The 14,344-nt window shown below is 57.8% G+C and carries 10 protein-coding genes; 3 read left to right on the top strand and 7 right to left on the bottom strand.

Annotated features, from left to right (window positions below; translation table 11 throughout):
- Nucleotides 1-70: 70 nt before the first annotated feature.
- Nucleotides 71-475, bottom strand: a complete 405-nt coding sequence (locus QMX84_RS08310) for a TraR/DksA C4-type zinc finger protein (protein ID WP_262126201.1) — start codon at nucleotides 473-475, stop codon at nucleotides 71-73.
- Between the two features lie 659 nt (nucleotides 476-1,134).
- On the opposite strand from QMX84_RS08310, the gene QMX84_RS08305 reads away from it, so the two are divergent.
- From QMX84_RS08305 to QMX84_RS08295, 3 genes are all read left to right on the top strand, one after another.
- Nucleotides 1,135-1,404, top strand: coding sequence for a hypothetical protein (locus QMX84_RS08305; RefSeq protein WP_282363568.1), 270 nt, complete (start codon nucleotides 1,135-1,137; stop codon nucleotides 1,402-1,404).
- A 190-nt stretch (nucleotides 1,405-1,594) separates the two neighbouring features.
- Nucleotides 1,595-2,311, top strand: a complete 717-nt coding sequence (locus QMX84_RS08300) for an HPP family protein (protein WP_153334780.1) — start codon at nucleotides 1,595-1,597, stop codon at nucleotides 2,309-2,311.
- A gap of 144 nt (nucleotides 2,312-2,455) precedes the next feature.
- Nucleotides 2,456-3,535, top strand: a complete 1,080-nt coding sequence (locus tag QMX84_RS08295; RefSeq protein ID WP_282363567.1) for a GGDEF domain-containing protein — start codon at nucleotides 2,456-2,458, stop codon at nucleotides 3,533-3,535.
- A 93-nt stretch (nucleotides 3,536-3,628) separates the two neighbouring features.
- On the opposite strand, the gene QMX84_RS08290 is transcribed toward QMX84_RS08295, so the two are convergent.
- The 6 genes from QMX84_RS08290 to QMX84_RS08265 all read right to left on the bottom strand — a co-directional run bounded on the left by QMX84_RS08290 (nucleotide 3,629) and on the right by QMX84_RS08265 (nucleotide 14,291).
- Nucleotides 3,629-5,119 (bottom strand): efflux transporter outer membrane subunit, encoded by a 1,491-nt coding sequence (locus QMX84_RS08290; protein ID WP_282363566.1) that lies wholly within the window; start codon nucleotides 5,117-5,119, stop codon nucleotides 3,629-3,631.
- Nucleotides 5,116-8,223: an efflux RND transporter permease subunit gene (locus tag QMX84_RS08285; RefSeq protein WP_282363565.1), complete on the bottom strand. Its 3,108-nt coding sequence runs from the start codon at nucleotides 8,221-8,223 to the stop codon at nucleotides 5,116-5,118. Before QMX84_RS08285 ends, QMX84_RS08290 begins: the two co-directional genes overlap by 4 nt.
- Nucleotides 8,220-11,321 carry an MdtB/MuxB family multidrug efflux RND transporter permease subunit gene (locus tag QMX84_RS08280; protein WP_282363564.1) on the bottom strand — a complete coding sequence of 1,034 codons (3,102 nt, stop codon included), beginning with the start codon at nucleotides 11,319-11,321 and terminating at the stop codon, nucleotides 8,220-8,222. The genes QMX84_RS08285 and QMX84_RS08280 overlap by 4 nt, the downstream gene beginning before the upstream one ends.
- Nucleotides 11,318-12,619 carry an MdtA/MuxA family multidrug efflux RND transporter periplasmic adaptor subunit gene (locus QMX84_RS08275; RefSeq protein WP_282363563.1) on the bottom strand — a complete coding sequence of 434 codons (1,302 nt, stop codon included), beginning with the start codon at nucleotides 12,617-12,619 and terminating at the stop codon, nucleotides 11,318-11,320. Before QMX84_RS08275 ends, QMX84_RS08280 begins: the two co-directional genes overlap by 4 nt.
- A gap of 349 nt (nucleotides 12,620-12,968) precedes the next feature.
- A complete protein-coding gene (gene tpx, locus QMX84_RS08270) occupies nucleotides 12,969-13,469 on the bottom strand; it encodes a thiol peroxidase (RefSeq protein WP_153327417.1) in 501 nt (166 codons plus the stop codon).
- A gap of 153 nt (nucleotides 13,470-13,622) precedes the next feature.
- Nucleotides 13,623-14,291, bottom strand: coding sequence for a DUF3313 domain-containing protein (locus QMX84_RS08265; RefSeq protein WP_282363562.1), 669 nt, complete (start codon nucleotides 14,289-14,291; stop codon nucleotides 13,623-13,625).
- Between the last annotated feature and the right edge of the window lie 53 nt (nucleotides 14,292-14,344).

Raw genomic sequence — 14,344 nt, 5'->3', positions numbered from 1 at the left:
GGGCAGCAAGGCGAATGCTCGCAGAACCCAAAAGCTACCGGGGCCGTGCGGCCCCGGCAAGGTCAGGCACTCAGGCTTGACGCTGGTGCTTGTCGATTTGCTCGTGACGCTCTTGAGCTTCGATGCAGTACTTGGTGGTCGGGCTGATCAGCAGGCGCTTAAGGCCAATGGCCTCGCCGCTGTCGTCGCACCAGCCGAAGCTGTCTTCTTTGATGCGCTCCAGCGCTTGTTCCAGCTGAGGCAGCATGCGCTGGTCACGATCGATTGCGTTCACCAGCCACGTACGTTCTTCTTCAACCGAAGCGGCATCCGCAGGATCGGCCGGAGTGTCCAGGCTCTCGATCGCAATGCGGTTTTGCTCGATGCGTTCGTGGGTTTCAACCTTCATGCCTTGCAACAACTCAGTGAAAAAAGCGTGCTGCTCGGCATTCATGTAGTCATCCGCCGGCATGGCCAGCAACTGTTCCTTTGTCATTGATTTCTCTATAAAAAATACGTGCATTAAGGCGAAATGGGGAGCGATCGGATCGTTCTTTATCCAAACCCGTTAGGTGCCATCTATCTCAAGCGCCACCCGGCACTCAATTTACGAGGGGCGGCAGTCTAAGGCCGACTTATCGAGTCAGCAACTGAAATGACAGCTATTTGTCCAGCTAAACGTGTAAAGAGACGAAAAAACCGTTCAGAGGGGCTAATGGAGTGCGTTTATAGCAAGAAATTCAATCGTGCTGCTGAAAATCATCACCCCTTGAATAAAGGCCTCGCTCAGGCAGCCGAGCCCTGACCATTTACCCTCAGCCGAAAATACTTCGGATTATTACGCCAGAGTAAAAATCAGTAAGACCCTGGCTCAACACGCAAGCGTTTGCAGGCATCTTTACGTGCGACTTTGCCGCGCTACGTCTCCCTCTTCTTGGGTTGAAAAATCCTACAAACTTCTCCGTAAATCTTATTGGTAGTTACGCACTGCCTGACAATACTGCGCGGGAAACGCGCTTTACAATCACTCGACCAAATCCCATTTCCCACGCCAAGTAAATGATCGATATGTCACTGCTTGTATCGCCAGCGCATAACGCTTTAACCGAACCGACTGCCAGATAATAAATAGCCTTTGTTCAGGGGTACGACGTGATGAGTTATTCCTTGTTTGCCGACGATCAACCCGCACGGGCGCCAAGTGTGCCAATTATCCCTATGCCAGAGCACGTGGTGAGCCTGCCCCAACTGGAGCGATTGAGCACACTGCGCGATGCCCTGTTGCTGCTAAAAGTGCCGCTGGCCAACAGTTGCGGGTTGCGTGGCCTGATTGAGAGGCAGTTGCTGAGCAATGATGTGTATGACCGCGTGCTGGGCAAATCATCAACCTCGGACCTTCCCCCCAGCGCACCGACACTGCCGTAGCCTGCACAGCTGCGCTATAACTCAATAAAATTGCAGTTAAACATCATTATTATGAATTTGCGGACTGCAAACGGTGCGAGCACACTGCGCACGTTCCTCCCCCAATAAAGGAACACTTTTAAGGGCTTGCCGGGAAACCCGCACGGCCCTTTTTTTATCCCTTCGTTGCCATATACCGGATTTCCCCACCATGCAAAACAGCTGGATCAGCCGCCTGTTGCCTGCGGCCACGAATACCCGCCCCACCGAATGGAGCCGCGCTGCAATAGGCGTCTCACTGGGTACACTGCTGTGTGTCTGGGTCTGTAGCCTGTTCTTTGGCCTGCCCGTGGCCATGCACCTGATTGGCCCTTTGGGAGCCTCGGCCATTTTGCTGTTTGCCGTGTCCTCCGGGGCATTGGCGCAACCCTGGTCGATTGTCGGCGGCTACCTGTGTGCAACGGTGGTGTCATTGGGCGTGGTGCATTTTTTCGGCCGCAACCTGGACAGCGCCTGCCTGGCCGTAGGCCTGGCGATGCTTATCATGTGCTTGCTGCGCTGTCTGCATCCGCCGGCAGGGGCGCTGGCCTTGCTGGTAGTCCTCGCAGACCCGGACAGCGCCCGCCTGGGCTGGGGAATGCTCGCCCCCGTGATGCTCAGCGCTGTGTGCATGCTGTTGGCGGCATTGGTCTACAACAACCTGACACGCGTGCGTTACCCGAAAAAAAATGCTGAGCCGGCACCGGCCATTGTGGCTCCGCATATCCCCGGTGAAGCTGGCATTACTGCCGAAGATTTGCAAAAAGCCATGGAGCAAATGGACGCCTTTATCGACGTGACACCTGAAGACCTCGAAGCCCTGGTCCGCGCCAGCGAACACAATGCGCGCCGACGCAGTGTGCGCGAGGTGTTTGCCGAAAGCGCCTGACGCACAAGCGAGCCTCATGCCTGATACGGCGACTGTCGAAAACCTGCAGACTCCTGCTAGGGTTACTGAAGCGTCGTCCGGGCGGGCTGTAATCACACACAGTTGATCACTCGGATACTCCACTCCACGTGATCAAGGCTCGCAATGCTCAGAACCATCGAGAACGAAGTCTCCAGGCAAGCCGCCCCACCCGCCTTGCAAGCTGAATTTGCCCAGCATGACTTTGAGAAGCTGCGCACGTTTTGCAGCCTGACCTATATCGCCAGCACGATTATCTGGCTGATGTTTGACCTGATTGTCAGCACCAAGGGCGGTCAGGGGTTTACGGGGCTTTCCATGCTGTTCATCGCCACAATGATTGGCCTGACCGTTCTTATCGGCTTTCTGCGCACGGCTCAACAATTCAACCTGCTGAACGTGGTCTTTGTGCTGGTGATCAGCATCGGCATACGCTTGCTGGTTGAGGGCCTGCCAGTGACCGAACAAGCCGTGTGGCTGACCCTGGCGACCTCAAGCATGCTGTATTGCGCCTCGATCCTGCCTTTGAGCCGCTGGGCATTCATCAGCACCTTGGCCATAACCGTCGTAGTGCTTAACCCGTTTGTACTGACTGAAATATCGATCATGGACCTGCGGGGCAGCATGCTCCTCTGCTATTACTCTTTCCTGGCCTGCCTGACGACGTACAGCTTTTTCAAATTGCGCCGTGTGAAGCTGCTCAACTACACCCTGTCCAAACTGCTGATTGAGCAGGCCTACATCGACACCCTGACCGAGATCCCCAACCGCCGCTCCTTTATGGCGCGGGCTGGCAGCGAATTGGGTATCCGGCCCCGTGAGCACGATCACTACCTGGCGATGATCGACATCGACAACTTCAAGAAAGTGAACGACCTGTACGGCCATGACATTGGCGACGAAGTGCTCAAACGCACGGCAGCGAATATCAAAGCCGTGGTGCAGGGCTATGAATATGCGCGCCTGGGCGGGGAAGAGTTTGCCGTGTACGTTTCAGGTGTGCGTCGGGATGACGTTGAAGTGCTGATGGATGCATTGTGCCGCCAGGTACGCGAAGACCCGCATCAATACCCGGTGACCATCAGCATCGGCCTGACCCGGGTTGACGACCACGACACCCTCAACCAGGCCCTGGCCAAGGCGGACAAAGCGCTGTACGCGTCCAAAAATAGTGGCAAGGACCGGTTTACGTTTCATGCTGATTGAGGCTGCAGAGCGTACTAAGTCTCGCGATCCTTTAATTTTTCGCAGCCTTCGTGCCTCGTCAGCGACTACAGCCGGACGTGGCCTGAGCAGGCCCTAGCGCTCGCTCACTTCCATTTTCCCGTCCCAGCCACCGCCCAGCGCGGCGATCAATTGCACGCTGGCGATCAAGCGGCTTTGCAGCAGGTTCAAAACGCTGCGCTCGGTGCTCAAGGCCGTGGTTTGAACGTTGACGACATCCAGATACGCAATCAAACCCGCTTTGTACTGGTTGGTGGTCAGGCGCAGTGATTCGCGGGCCGATTCAAGCGCCTGCTCTTGCACCACGGTTTCGTCACCCAGCACTTTCAACTGGATCCTGTAGTTTTCCACTTCACGGAAACCATCGAGCACGGTCTGGCGGTATTTGGCCACGGTCTGGTCATACACGGCTTCATTACGGTCCACTTCGGCCGAACGCTGGCCACCATCAAACAATGGCAATGAAATTTTTGGCCCCACCGACCAGAACCGGTTAGGCACGCTGATCCAGTCCTGATATTGGCTGCTGCTGTAGCCGCCTGACAGGCTCAGGCTGAAGTCCGGGTAGTACGCAGCCTTGGCCACGCCTATGTTGGCGTTGGCGGCAATGATTGAGCGCTCTGCCGAGGCAATGTCCGGGCGCCGCTCAAGCAGTTGCGAAGGCACACTGACCGGGATCACCGGCAGCTTGGGGATGTCGTTGATTTCTGCCAGTTTGAAGCCCGTAGGCGGCTGACCGGTGAGCACCGCAATGGCGTTTTCAAATTGGGCACGCTGCCAGATCAGGTCGATCAGGCTGGCCTGGGTATTGCGCAATTGGGTCTGCGCTTGCGCCACCGCATCTTTGCCGGAGATCCCGGCGCGGTACTGGTTTTCGCTCATTTTTAGCGACCGTTCATACGCCTCGACGGTCGCTTCCAACAAACGTTTCTGCTGATCAATCACCCGCAGTTGCAGGTAGTTCTGCACCAGCTCCGACTGTTGGCTCAAGCGCATGGCCGCCAGGTCGGCATAGCTGGCTTCGGCGCTGGCTTCATTGGCCTCAAGGCCGCGGCGCAATTTGCCCCAGACATCGGCCTCCCAACTGACCCCGACTTGCGCATTCAAGGTGTCGCGAATACCGCTGCTGGAACTGGTCAGGCTGGAGTTGGAGCTGCCAGTACCCTGGCTGGAACGGGTTTTACCCACGCTTAAATCAGCACTCGGCAAGAAGGCTCCACGGGCATTGCGCACCAGCGCCTGGGCCTGGCGAAATTGCGCCTCGGCCTGCGCAACACTCTGGTTGTTGCTGTTGAGCTTGGCCACCAGCGCGTTGAGCTGCGGGTCAGCGTACAACTCCCACCAGGCGCCCCGCTCCAGCGCGTCGCTCGGGTTGGCCTGGGTCCAGCCATCAACCGCGTTGAACTGCTGCGGCACGGCCAGCTCAGGGCGCTGGTAATCCGGCCCCACCGCACAGGCACTGAGCAGCACGCCGGTCAGCACCAGGCCCAACAGACGCGAGCCACGGGCGAGCGCCCAACGTTGTGGCGACAATGCCGGAGCAAGGTTAAGCAAACGAGAGGTCATAGCGGAGTTTCCAGAGCAGCATCAGTACGTACGCCACGCCATTGGTTGAAACGATGGCGCGCACGGTCGAGATAGAGGTAAACCACCGGGGTGGTGTAAAGGGTCAGGATCTGGCTGAAGACCAGCCCGCCGATGATGGTCAGGCCCAATGGCTGGCGCATCTCGGCGCCTTCAGCATGGCTGAGCATCAACGGCAAGGCGCCAAGGATGGCCGCCAAGGTGGTCATCAGGATCGGCCGCAAACGTTGCAGGCAGGCGCTGCGGATGGACTCTTGCGGGCCCATCCCCGAATGCCGTTCCAGCTGCAGGGCCAGATCGATCATCAAGATGGCGTTTTTCTTCACCACGCCGATCAGCAGGAAGATCCCGAGCAACGAAATCAGGCTGAACTCCCCGCCGGTGAGGTAAATGCTCAACAACGCCCCGACCCCCGCCGATGGTAAGGTCGAGAGGATAGTCAGCGGGTGAATATAGCTCTCGTACAGAATGCCCAGCACCAGATACACCGCCACCAGCGCGCCCAAAATCATGAAAGGCTGGCTCTTTTGCGTGGCGGCAAAGGCATCGCCGGTACCGGCCATTTTCACGATCACTTCTTCGGGTAAGCCCAATTTGGCGATCTCGCGCTCAATCGCTGCGGTGCCCTGCTCCAGTGAAACGCCGGGAGCCATGTCAAAAGAGATGGTTTCTGAGGCAAACTGGCCTTCATGTTCAACCCGATCGTCTTGCAGGCTGTTCTCGTAGTGAGCAATGGCCGACAGCGGAATCCGCGAACCATCGGCCGTGATGACCTGCACCTGGTTCAGGGTTTGCGGGTCCTGGGCGTATTTGGGGTTGACCTCCATCACCACCTGATACTGGTTCAGGCTGTCGTAGATGGTCGAAATCTGCCGCTGGCTGTAGGCGTTGTTCAGCACCGCAGTGACCATGTCCATATCGACCCCGAGGCGCTTGGCCTGATCGCGGTCTACCACCAATGTGACTTGCTGCGCACCCCGCCCTTCACGGGCGTCAATGGCAGTGAGTTCGGGCAAAGACTTGAGTGCAGCCACCACTTTGGGGTACCAGGTGCGTAATTCACCCAAGTCGCCGCTTTGCAGGATGTAGGAATACTGTGAGCTGGTTTGCTCACGGCCACCGCCAAATTGCAGGTCCTGGTCGGCCATCAGCATCAGGCGCCCGCCCGGCACTTTGGGCATGTTTTCACGCAAACGCTCGATAACTTTTTGCGCAGAAATTTTGCGCTCAGTGATCGGTTTAAGCCGCACGATCATCACCGCGTTGTTGGTGCCGCTGTTACCGCCAATAAAGCCCGCCACGCTGTCCACTGCCGGGTCTGCCAACACAGCCTTGCGGAAGATGTCCATCTTGGGCTGCATCACACTAAACGACAGGCCATCATCGCCGCGCACAAAGCCAATCAGTTGCCCGGTGTCTTGCTGCGGCATAAAGGTCTTGGGCACCACTACATACAGCGCCACGTTTACGCCGATGGTCAGCAACAGGCTGAGCAGGGTCAGGCGCTTGTGCCGCAAGACCCAATCCAGACTGCGGGCATAGCCCAGCACCATGCGGTCGTTAAGCCGGATGCTCCAGCGCTGCATGGCGTTTTCCGTGCCCGGCACATGGGGTTTGAGCCAGCGCGCGCAGAGCATCGGGGTCAAGGTCAGCGAGACCACCAGCGACACCACAATCGCCGCTGCCAAGGTGATCGAAAACTCCCTGAACAGACTTTCAATGATCCCGCCCATAAACAGGATCGACAAAAACACCGCCACCAGCGAAACGTTCATTGAGAGCAAGGTAAAGCCGACTTCCTTGGCCCCCAGGTACGCCGCCTTCATGGGCGAGATCCCGGCATCAATATGCCGTGAGATGTTCTCAAGCACGACGATAGCGTCGTCCACCACCAGCCCGGTGGCCAGGATCAGGGCCATCAGCGACAGGTTGTTCAGCGAAAAGCCGAACAAATACATGATGGCAAAAGTCCCCACCAGCGACACCGGCACCGCCAGGGTCGGGATCAGCGAAGCACGAAAATTGCCCAGAAACAGGAACACCACCAGAATCACCAGCGCTACGGCAATCAGCAAGGTCATCTCGGCTTCATGCAGCGTGGCCTTGATGACCGGGGAGCGGTCCATGGCCAGGTTCAGTTTGACGCTGGCCGGCAGGACCGCCTGCAAGGCAGGGAGCTGGGCCTTGATCGCGTTGACGGTTTCAATGATGTTAGCCCCTGCCTGACGGTTGATCACCAGCAACACCGCAGCATCATGGTTGAAGAAACCGCTGTTGTAGCGGTCCTCAACGCCGTCCTGGACCTTGGCCACATGGCCCAGACGCAAAGCCGCACCGTCCTGGTAACGGATGATCAGCGGCTCATAATCCTTGGCCTTTTCCAGTTGATCATTGGCCTGTATTTGCCAGTTATGCTCATCATTCGACACGGCGCCTTTGGGCCGGCGAACGTTGGCGTTGGCAATGGTGTTGCGCACGTCATCCAGCGCCACGCCGTACTGGTTCAGCAATTGCGGCTCCAGCTCGATACGCACGGCAGGCAGGGAACTGCCGCCGATTTGCACCTCGCCCACCCCCGGCACTTGCGACAGGCTTTGCGAGAGGATGGTCGAGGCCAGGTCGTAAAGTTCGCCCTTGGCCAACACATCGGACGTCAGCGACAGCACCATGATCGGTGCTTGCGACGGGTTAACTTTTTTGTAGGTCGGCATGCTGCGCATACCGCTGGGCAACAGGTTACGCGAGGCGTTGATCGCCGCCTGTACCTCGCGGGCCGCGCCATTGATGTCGCGGTCCTGATCGAACTGCAAAATCACCCGCGTCGAGCCCTGGCTCGAGCGGCTGCTCATGGTGTTGACCCCGGCAATCGCGCCAAAGGATCGCTCCAGCGGCGTGGCCACGGTTGAGGCCATGACCTCGGGGCTGGCCCCCGGCAAACTGGCAGACACCACGATCACCGGAAAATCCATTTGCGGCAGCGGCGACACCGGCAGCAAACCAAAACTCACACCGCCCAGCAACATAATTGCCAGACTCAGCAGCATGGTCGCTACCGGGCGCTTGATGAACGGGCCGGACAGGTTCATAGCGACGCCTGCTCAACGGTTACCGTGTTACTGCGCCAGCGGCGGCCCAGTCGATCAAAGTACAGATAGATCACCGGTGTGGTAAACAACGTCAATACCTGGCTCACCAGCAGACCGCCAACCATCACCAGACCCAGCGGTTGACGCAGTTCCGCGCCGGAACCGGTCGCCAGCATCAGCGGCACGGCACCAAACAAGGCGGCCAGAGTGGTCATAAGGATCGGCCTGAAACGCAGCAGCGCCGCCTGGTAAATCGCGTCATGGGGGGCCATGCCCTGGTTGCGTTCAGCGTCGAGAGCGAAGTCGATCATCATGATCGCGTTCTTTTTCACGATGCCGATCAGCAAGATGATGCCGATGATCGCGATCATGCCCAGGTCATTGCCGCTGAGAATCAGCGCCAGCAAGGCGCCGACGGCCGCAGACGGCAAGGTCGAAAGGATGGTGATGGGGTGAATGTAACTCTCATAGAGCACACCCAGCACGATGTACATGGTCACCACCGCCGCCAGGATCAGCAGCAAGGTGCTCGACAACGACGCCTGGAATGCTTGTGCAGCGCCCTGGAACTCGGTTTGCACGCCGACCGGCATGCCGATGTCTTTTTGCACCTGATCAATCAGTTCGACCGCCTGCCCCAGCGCCACGCCGGGCGCCAGGTTGAACGAGACCATCACCGACGGGAACTGACCAATGTGGGAAATGGACAGTTGCGACTGACGCTCTTCAACCCTGGCCAGGCTGGACAGCCGGACCTGACCGCCATCCGTGGTTTTGACGTGGATCTGCTCCAGCGACTGCGGGCCGATTTTCTCGCCATCTTTGGCCTGCAGTACCACGCGGTACTGGCTGGCCTGGGTGTAAATGGTCGAAATCTGCCGCTGGCCGAAGGCGTCGTACAGTGCGTCCGTGATGTTCGCTACCGACACCCCGAGGCGCGAGGCGGCATCGCGGTCGATGACCAGAAACACCTGCAAGCCTTTGTCTTGCAGGTCGCTGGCCACATCGGTCAGTTCAGGCTGGTTGCTCAAGGCCGTCACCAGTTTTTGGCTCCAGGTACTGAGCAACTCCGCATCAGGGGATGACAAGCTGAATTGGTACTGAGTGCGGCTGACGCGGTCTTCGATGGTCAAGTCCTGCACCGGCTGCATATACAGGCGAATCCCGACCAGCTTGTCCACCTGCGGTTGCAGACGCGCAATCACTGCCGAAGCGCTGTTGCTGCGCTCGCTGTGGGGCTTGAGGTTGATCAGCATGCGCCCGCTGTTGAGGGTGGCGTTATCGCCGTCCACACCGATGTAAGACGACAGGCTTTCAACATCCGGGTCTTGCAGGATGATCTTGCCCAGCTCTTGCTGACGCTGGCTCATGGCGCTGAACGAAATCGACTGCGGCGCCTCGGAAATCCCTTGAATCACGCCCGTGTCCTGCACCGGGAAGAACCCCTTGGGCACCACCATGTACAGAAACACCGTAAGCGCGAGGGTGCCGATGGCCACCAGCAATGTCAGTGGCTGATGCTTGAGCACCCACTGCAACATGCGTCCGTACTCGGCGATCATCCAGTCAATAAAGGCACCGCTGGCCCGGTAGAAACGGCCCTGCTCTTCGGGCTTTGGCTCAGCCTTGAGCAAGCGTGCGCACATCATCGGTGTCAGGGTGAGCGACACCACCAGCGAAATCAGAATCGCCACCGCCAAAGTGATGGCAAATTCGCGGAACAGCCGCCCGACCACGTCTGCCATGAACAACAGCGGGATCAGCACGGCAATCAGCGACAGAGTCAGCGAGATCAGGGTAAAACCGATTTGCCTGGCGCCTTTGAGGGCAGCCTGCATCGGGGTTTCGCCTTCCTCGATGTAGCGTGAAATGTTTTCCAGCATGACGATGGCGTCATCGACCACAAAGCCGGTGGCAATGGTCAGGGCCATCAGTGTCAGGTTGTTGACCGAAAACCCGGCCAGGTACATCACGCCAAAAGTCCCGATCAGCGACAACGGCACCGCAATCGACGGAATGATCGTGGCGCTGGCGCGGCGCAGAAACAGGAAGGTCACCATCACTACCAGCGCGATGGCGATCAGCAATTCATGCTGCACATCGCGTACAGAGGCCCGGATGGTTTGCGTGCGATCGGTCAGCACGGTGACATCGATACCGGCTGGCAGGTTGTTGGTGATGCTCGGCAACAGCGCCTTGATCCGGTCCACCACTTCAATCACGTTGGCACCGGGTTGACGCTGGATATTGAGCAATACCGCCTGATTTTCGTTGGCCCAGGCGGCCAAGCGTTCGTTCTCGGCCCCGTCGACGATTTCTGCCACGTCTTTGAGCCGCAACGGCGCGCCGTTGTTGTAGGCCAGAATCAGTTCGGCGTATTCCTGCGGGGTTTTCAACTGGTCGTTGGCGTCCAGCATCGATACCCGCGTCGGGCCGTCAAAGTTACCCTTGGGCTGGTTGACGTTGGAGGCGCCGATCAGGGTGCGCACATCAGCCAGGTTCAAACCATTGGCGGCAAGCGCTTCGGGGTTGACCTTGATCCGCACGGCCTGGCGCTGACCGCCGGCAATGCTGACCATGCCCACACCATTGATCTGGGCAATTTTTTGCGCCATGCGGGTATCGACCAAGTTGTTGAGCTTGGGCAACAGCATGGTTTTAGAGGTAATCGCCAAAGTAAGCACCGGGGTGTCGGCCGGGTTGACCTTGTTGTACACCGGCGGTGCCGGCAAGTCCTTGGGCAGCAGGTTGGTCGCGGCATTGATCGCAGCCTGCACCTGCTGCTCGGCGACATCCATGTTCATGTCCAGGTTAAAGCGCAGGGTCAACACCGAGGCGCCACCGGAACTGGTCGAGGCCATCTGCGTGAGGCCGGGCATTTGCCCGAACTGGCGCTCAAGGGGCGCCGTCACCGCACTGGTCATGACATCCGGGCTGGCGCCGGGGTAAAGCGTCATCACGCGGATGGTCGGGTAATCGACCTGAGGCAAGGCCGACACCGGCAGCAGGCGATACGCGATGATCCCGGACAAGACGATGGCAATCATGCACAGCGTGGTTGCCACCGGGCGCAGGATAAACAGCCGCGACAGATTCATTCGCCAGCCTTGCCCTTGCCCATACCCTGGGCTTTGGCAGCACTTGGATCGGCGTCCGCATCCGGACCACCTTGCAGTTGCCCTGCGGCCGATGTCGGTACTTCGCTGCTGTTGCTGACCACTTCGACCAGGCTACCTTCGCGCAAGCGATCGGTGCCTTCGAGCACCACGCGATCACCCGGTTCCAGGCCTTCTTTGACAACGGTCAAGTCGCCATCGGTCGCACCCAGTTTGAGGGTGCGGATCTTGACCTTTTTATCGCCGTCCATTGCATAGACAAACGAGCCATTGGTGCCGTACTGAAGCGCTGCGGTCGGGGCCAGAATCACACCTTTGAGGGTGTCAGCCAGCAGACGCACGTTGACGAACTGGTTGGGGAACAGCGCCTGATCGCGGTTCTCGAACAGCGCCTTGAACTTCAAAGTGCCGGTGGTGACATCAATCTGGTTATCGATACTGCTTAATACGCCACTGGCCAACTCTTTCTGGTCACCGCGATCCCAAGCTTGTACCGGCAGTTTTGCACCGCTGCGATAGCGCTCCAGTACCAGTGCGAGGTTGTTTTCCGGCAAGGTGAAGCTGACCACAATCGGCTCGGTCTGGGTAATCACCACCAAGGCAGTGGTGTCGTTGGCCGCGACCAGATTACCGACGTCCAGTTGGCGCAAGCCCACGCGGCCGCTGATCGGTGCACGAATCTTGGTGAACTCGAGGTTGAGCTTGGCATCATTGACGGCCGCCTGATTGGTCTTGACCGTGCCCTGATATTGGCTGACCAAAGCTTCGGCCGTGTCCAGCGTTTGCTTGGCGATGCTGTCCTCGGCGTAGAGACCGCGATAGCGCTGCACATCTACTTGGGCGTTTTTAAGCTGGGCCTGGTTTTGCAACAGCGTGCCTTCGGCTTGCAGCAGCGCATTCTGATAGCTGCGCGGGTCGATTTCTGCCAGCAATTCACCGGCTTTAACCATCTGCCCTTCTTTGAAGTAGACCTTGACCAACTCGCCTGCCACTCGGCTGCGCACATTGATCGTGTTCAGCGCAGTGACCGTGCCCAGCGCCTTGTAGTAGATCGGGAAATCCCCCCGAGTCACCTCTGCGACCAGAACAGGCACCGGTAACGTTGAACCACCAAAGCCCGGACGCATCGCCCCCGTGCGGCTGGTATGCCCGGCGGGTTGCGCGTTCTGGCCTTTTTTTGCAGCAGACGGCCATAGCCACCAGCTCACGCCAACAACGATCAACAAAACCAGCAGGCCAATCAGCCAGCGACGAGAAGTGCGAGAAACGGAGGATTGCATTGAGTGATCAACCAGTTGGGCGCGAGCGCTTAATTTCAGGAGCCTGAAAGATAAGCAGTGCAGACAGTTATGAAAAGACTCTTTACCGGCTATTTACGTTATAGCGCGTCAAAGACCTGCTTTACATTCACGACAAGGGCTTGCCCGGACTTTGATCTGTTTAGTTTCCAACACCAACACTCAACCTCAAATAATCCAGACTTAGGGCAGCCCTTGCTTCAATTGTGCCGCGCAGAGTGTCTAGAACCTGTGTGACATTACGTAGGCCGGTTTGATTATTTGATCTTTACGGGCAATAAAAAACGGCCTGGCATTCAATGCCAGGCCGTTTTCGGTGGTGCTGTACGACTTACTTCAAAACAGCCAGAGCTGCTTCGTAGTTAGGCTCTTCAGCGATTTCTTTAACCAGTTCGCTGTGCAGCACGGTGTCGTTTTCGTCCAGTACAACCACTGCGCGAGCAGTCAGGCCTTTGAGCGGGCCATCAGCGATTGCCACACCGTAGTTCTTGATGAACTCGGCACCGCGCAGAGTCGAGAGGTTTTGGACGTTTTCCAGACCTTCGGCACCGCAGAAACGCGCTTGGGCGAATGGCAGGTCAGCCGAAATGCACAGCACCACGGTGTTGGCAACGTCGTTGGCTTGTTTGTTGAACGTACGTACCGACGTTGCGCAGGTCGGGGTGTCAACGCTTGGGAAGATGTTCAGCACTTTACGCTTACCGGCAAAATCGGCCAGCGTTACATCGGACAAATTACCGGCAACCAGCGAAAACGCTGGCGCTTTGGAACCTACTGCAGGCAGCACGCCGTCGACTTGAACAGGGTTGCCTTTAAGCGTCACTTGAGCCATGAACGATGTCCTTTTTAACTGTTTTTGAAGAGCCGGAAGTTAAACACGAAACGCGCACACGACCTATGCCCGGAACATAAATTGTCATGCCGGGTGTGACAAAAAGAGGATCCCGGCATTGCCAAAGGGATCACGCCGCGTGCCGGGGCTCTTCTAATCCTTGACCTTCTGAAATGACTGGCGCATGTCCGACGCCCAGCCATCGATCACTGCTTTCACGTCATCTGCCTTCATCACCTGGCTGGCGTTGCTCAGCGGTTTGCCCGTGCCTTTGCGCACCACCTGAGCAATAACATGCTGATCTTTCCCGTCGATAAAAACGGCCTCGGTAGACAACTGGGTTTCCTGATCGCGGATCCCCGAAGCCGTCGTCACCGCTGCCGCCACCAGAGCGACCGGGATGTACTCATAAGGTGCCAGGCTTTCAGTTTGACTGCTGACGGCTGTAATCGCCGGGCGTACCACAATCACCCCCGGGCCTGGCGCGCTGGCCAACGGCAGCACTTTACTGATCTCTCGTTTGAGCGCCTGATCGTAGTAGGCCGTAATCGCGTTCAACGTGCTCTGCGGAATTTTCTCGGTAGGTTTTGGCGCCGGATAGAGCTGGCTCGGTTCTATGTACACGCTGGTGTATTGGTCGACCTTGATCGAGGGATCAACCCAGCGCATGACCTCAGCCCCCGAAGGCGACCGGGCTTCTTTAAGTCGGCTGTAATCTTTTAAAAAGCCGGAGTATTCATCCGGTTGCTGAACCTTGCTGGCGCATCCGGCCAGTACCAGCGTAGCGAGGCATAACGTACCGATCATCAACCCAGGTTTCATGGTGAAACTCCTGTATGAGACGCAACCGTTTGAACATGGAGTTGTAGGTATAG

Origin of the sequence: Pseudomonas sp. PS01297 (genome assembly GCF_029959305.1) — a bacterium.
GTDB classification, from domain to species: domain Bacteria; phylum Pseudomonadota; class Gammaproteobacteria; order Pseudomonadales; family Pseudomonadaceae; genus Aquipseudomonas; species Aquipseudomonas helleri.
This window is presented reverse-complemented; position numbering and strand designations above follow the sequence as displayed.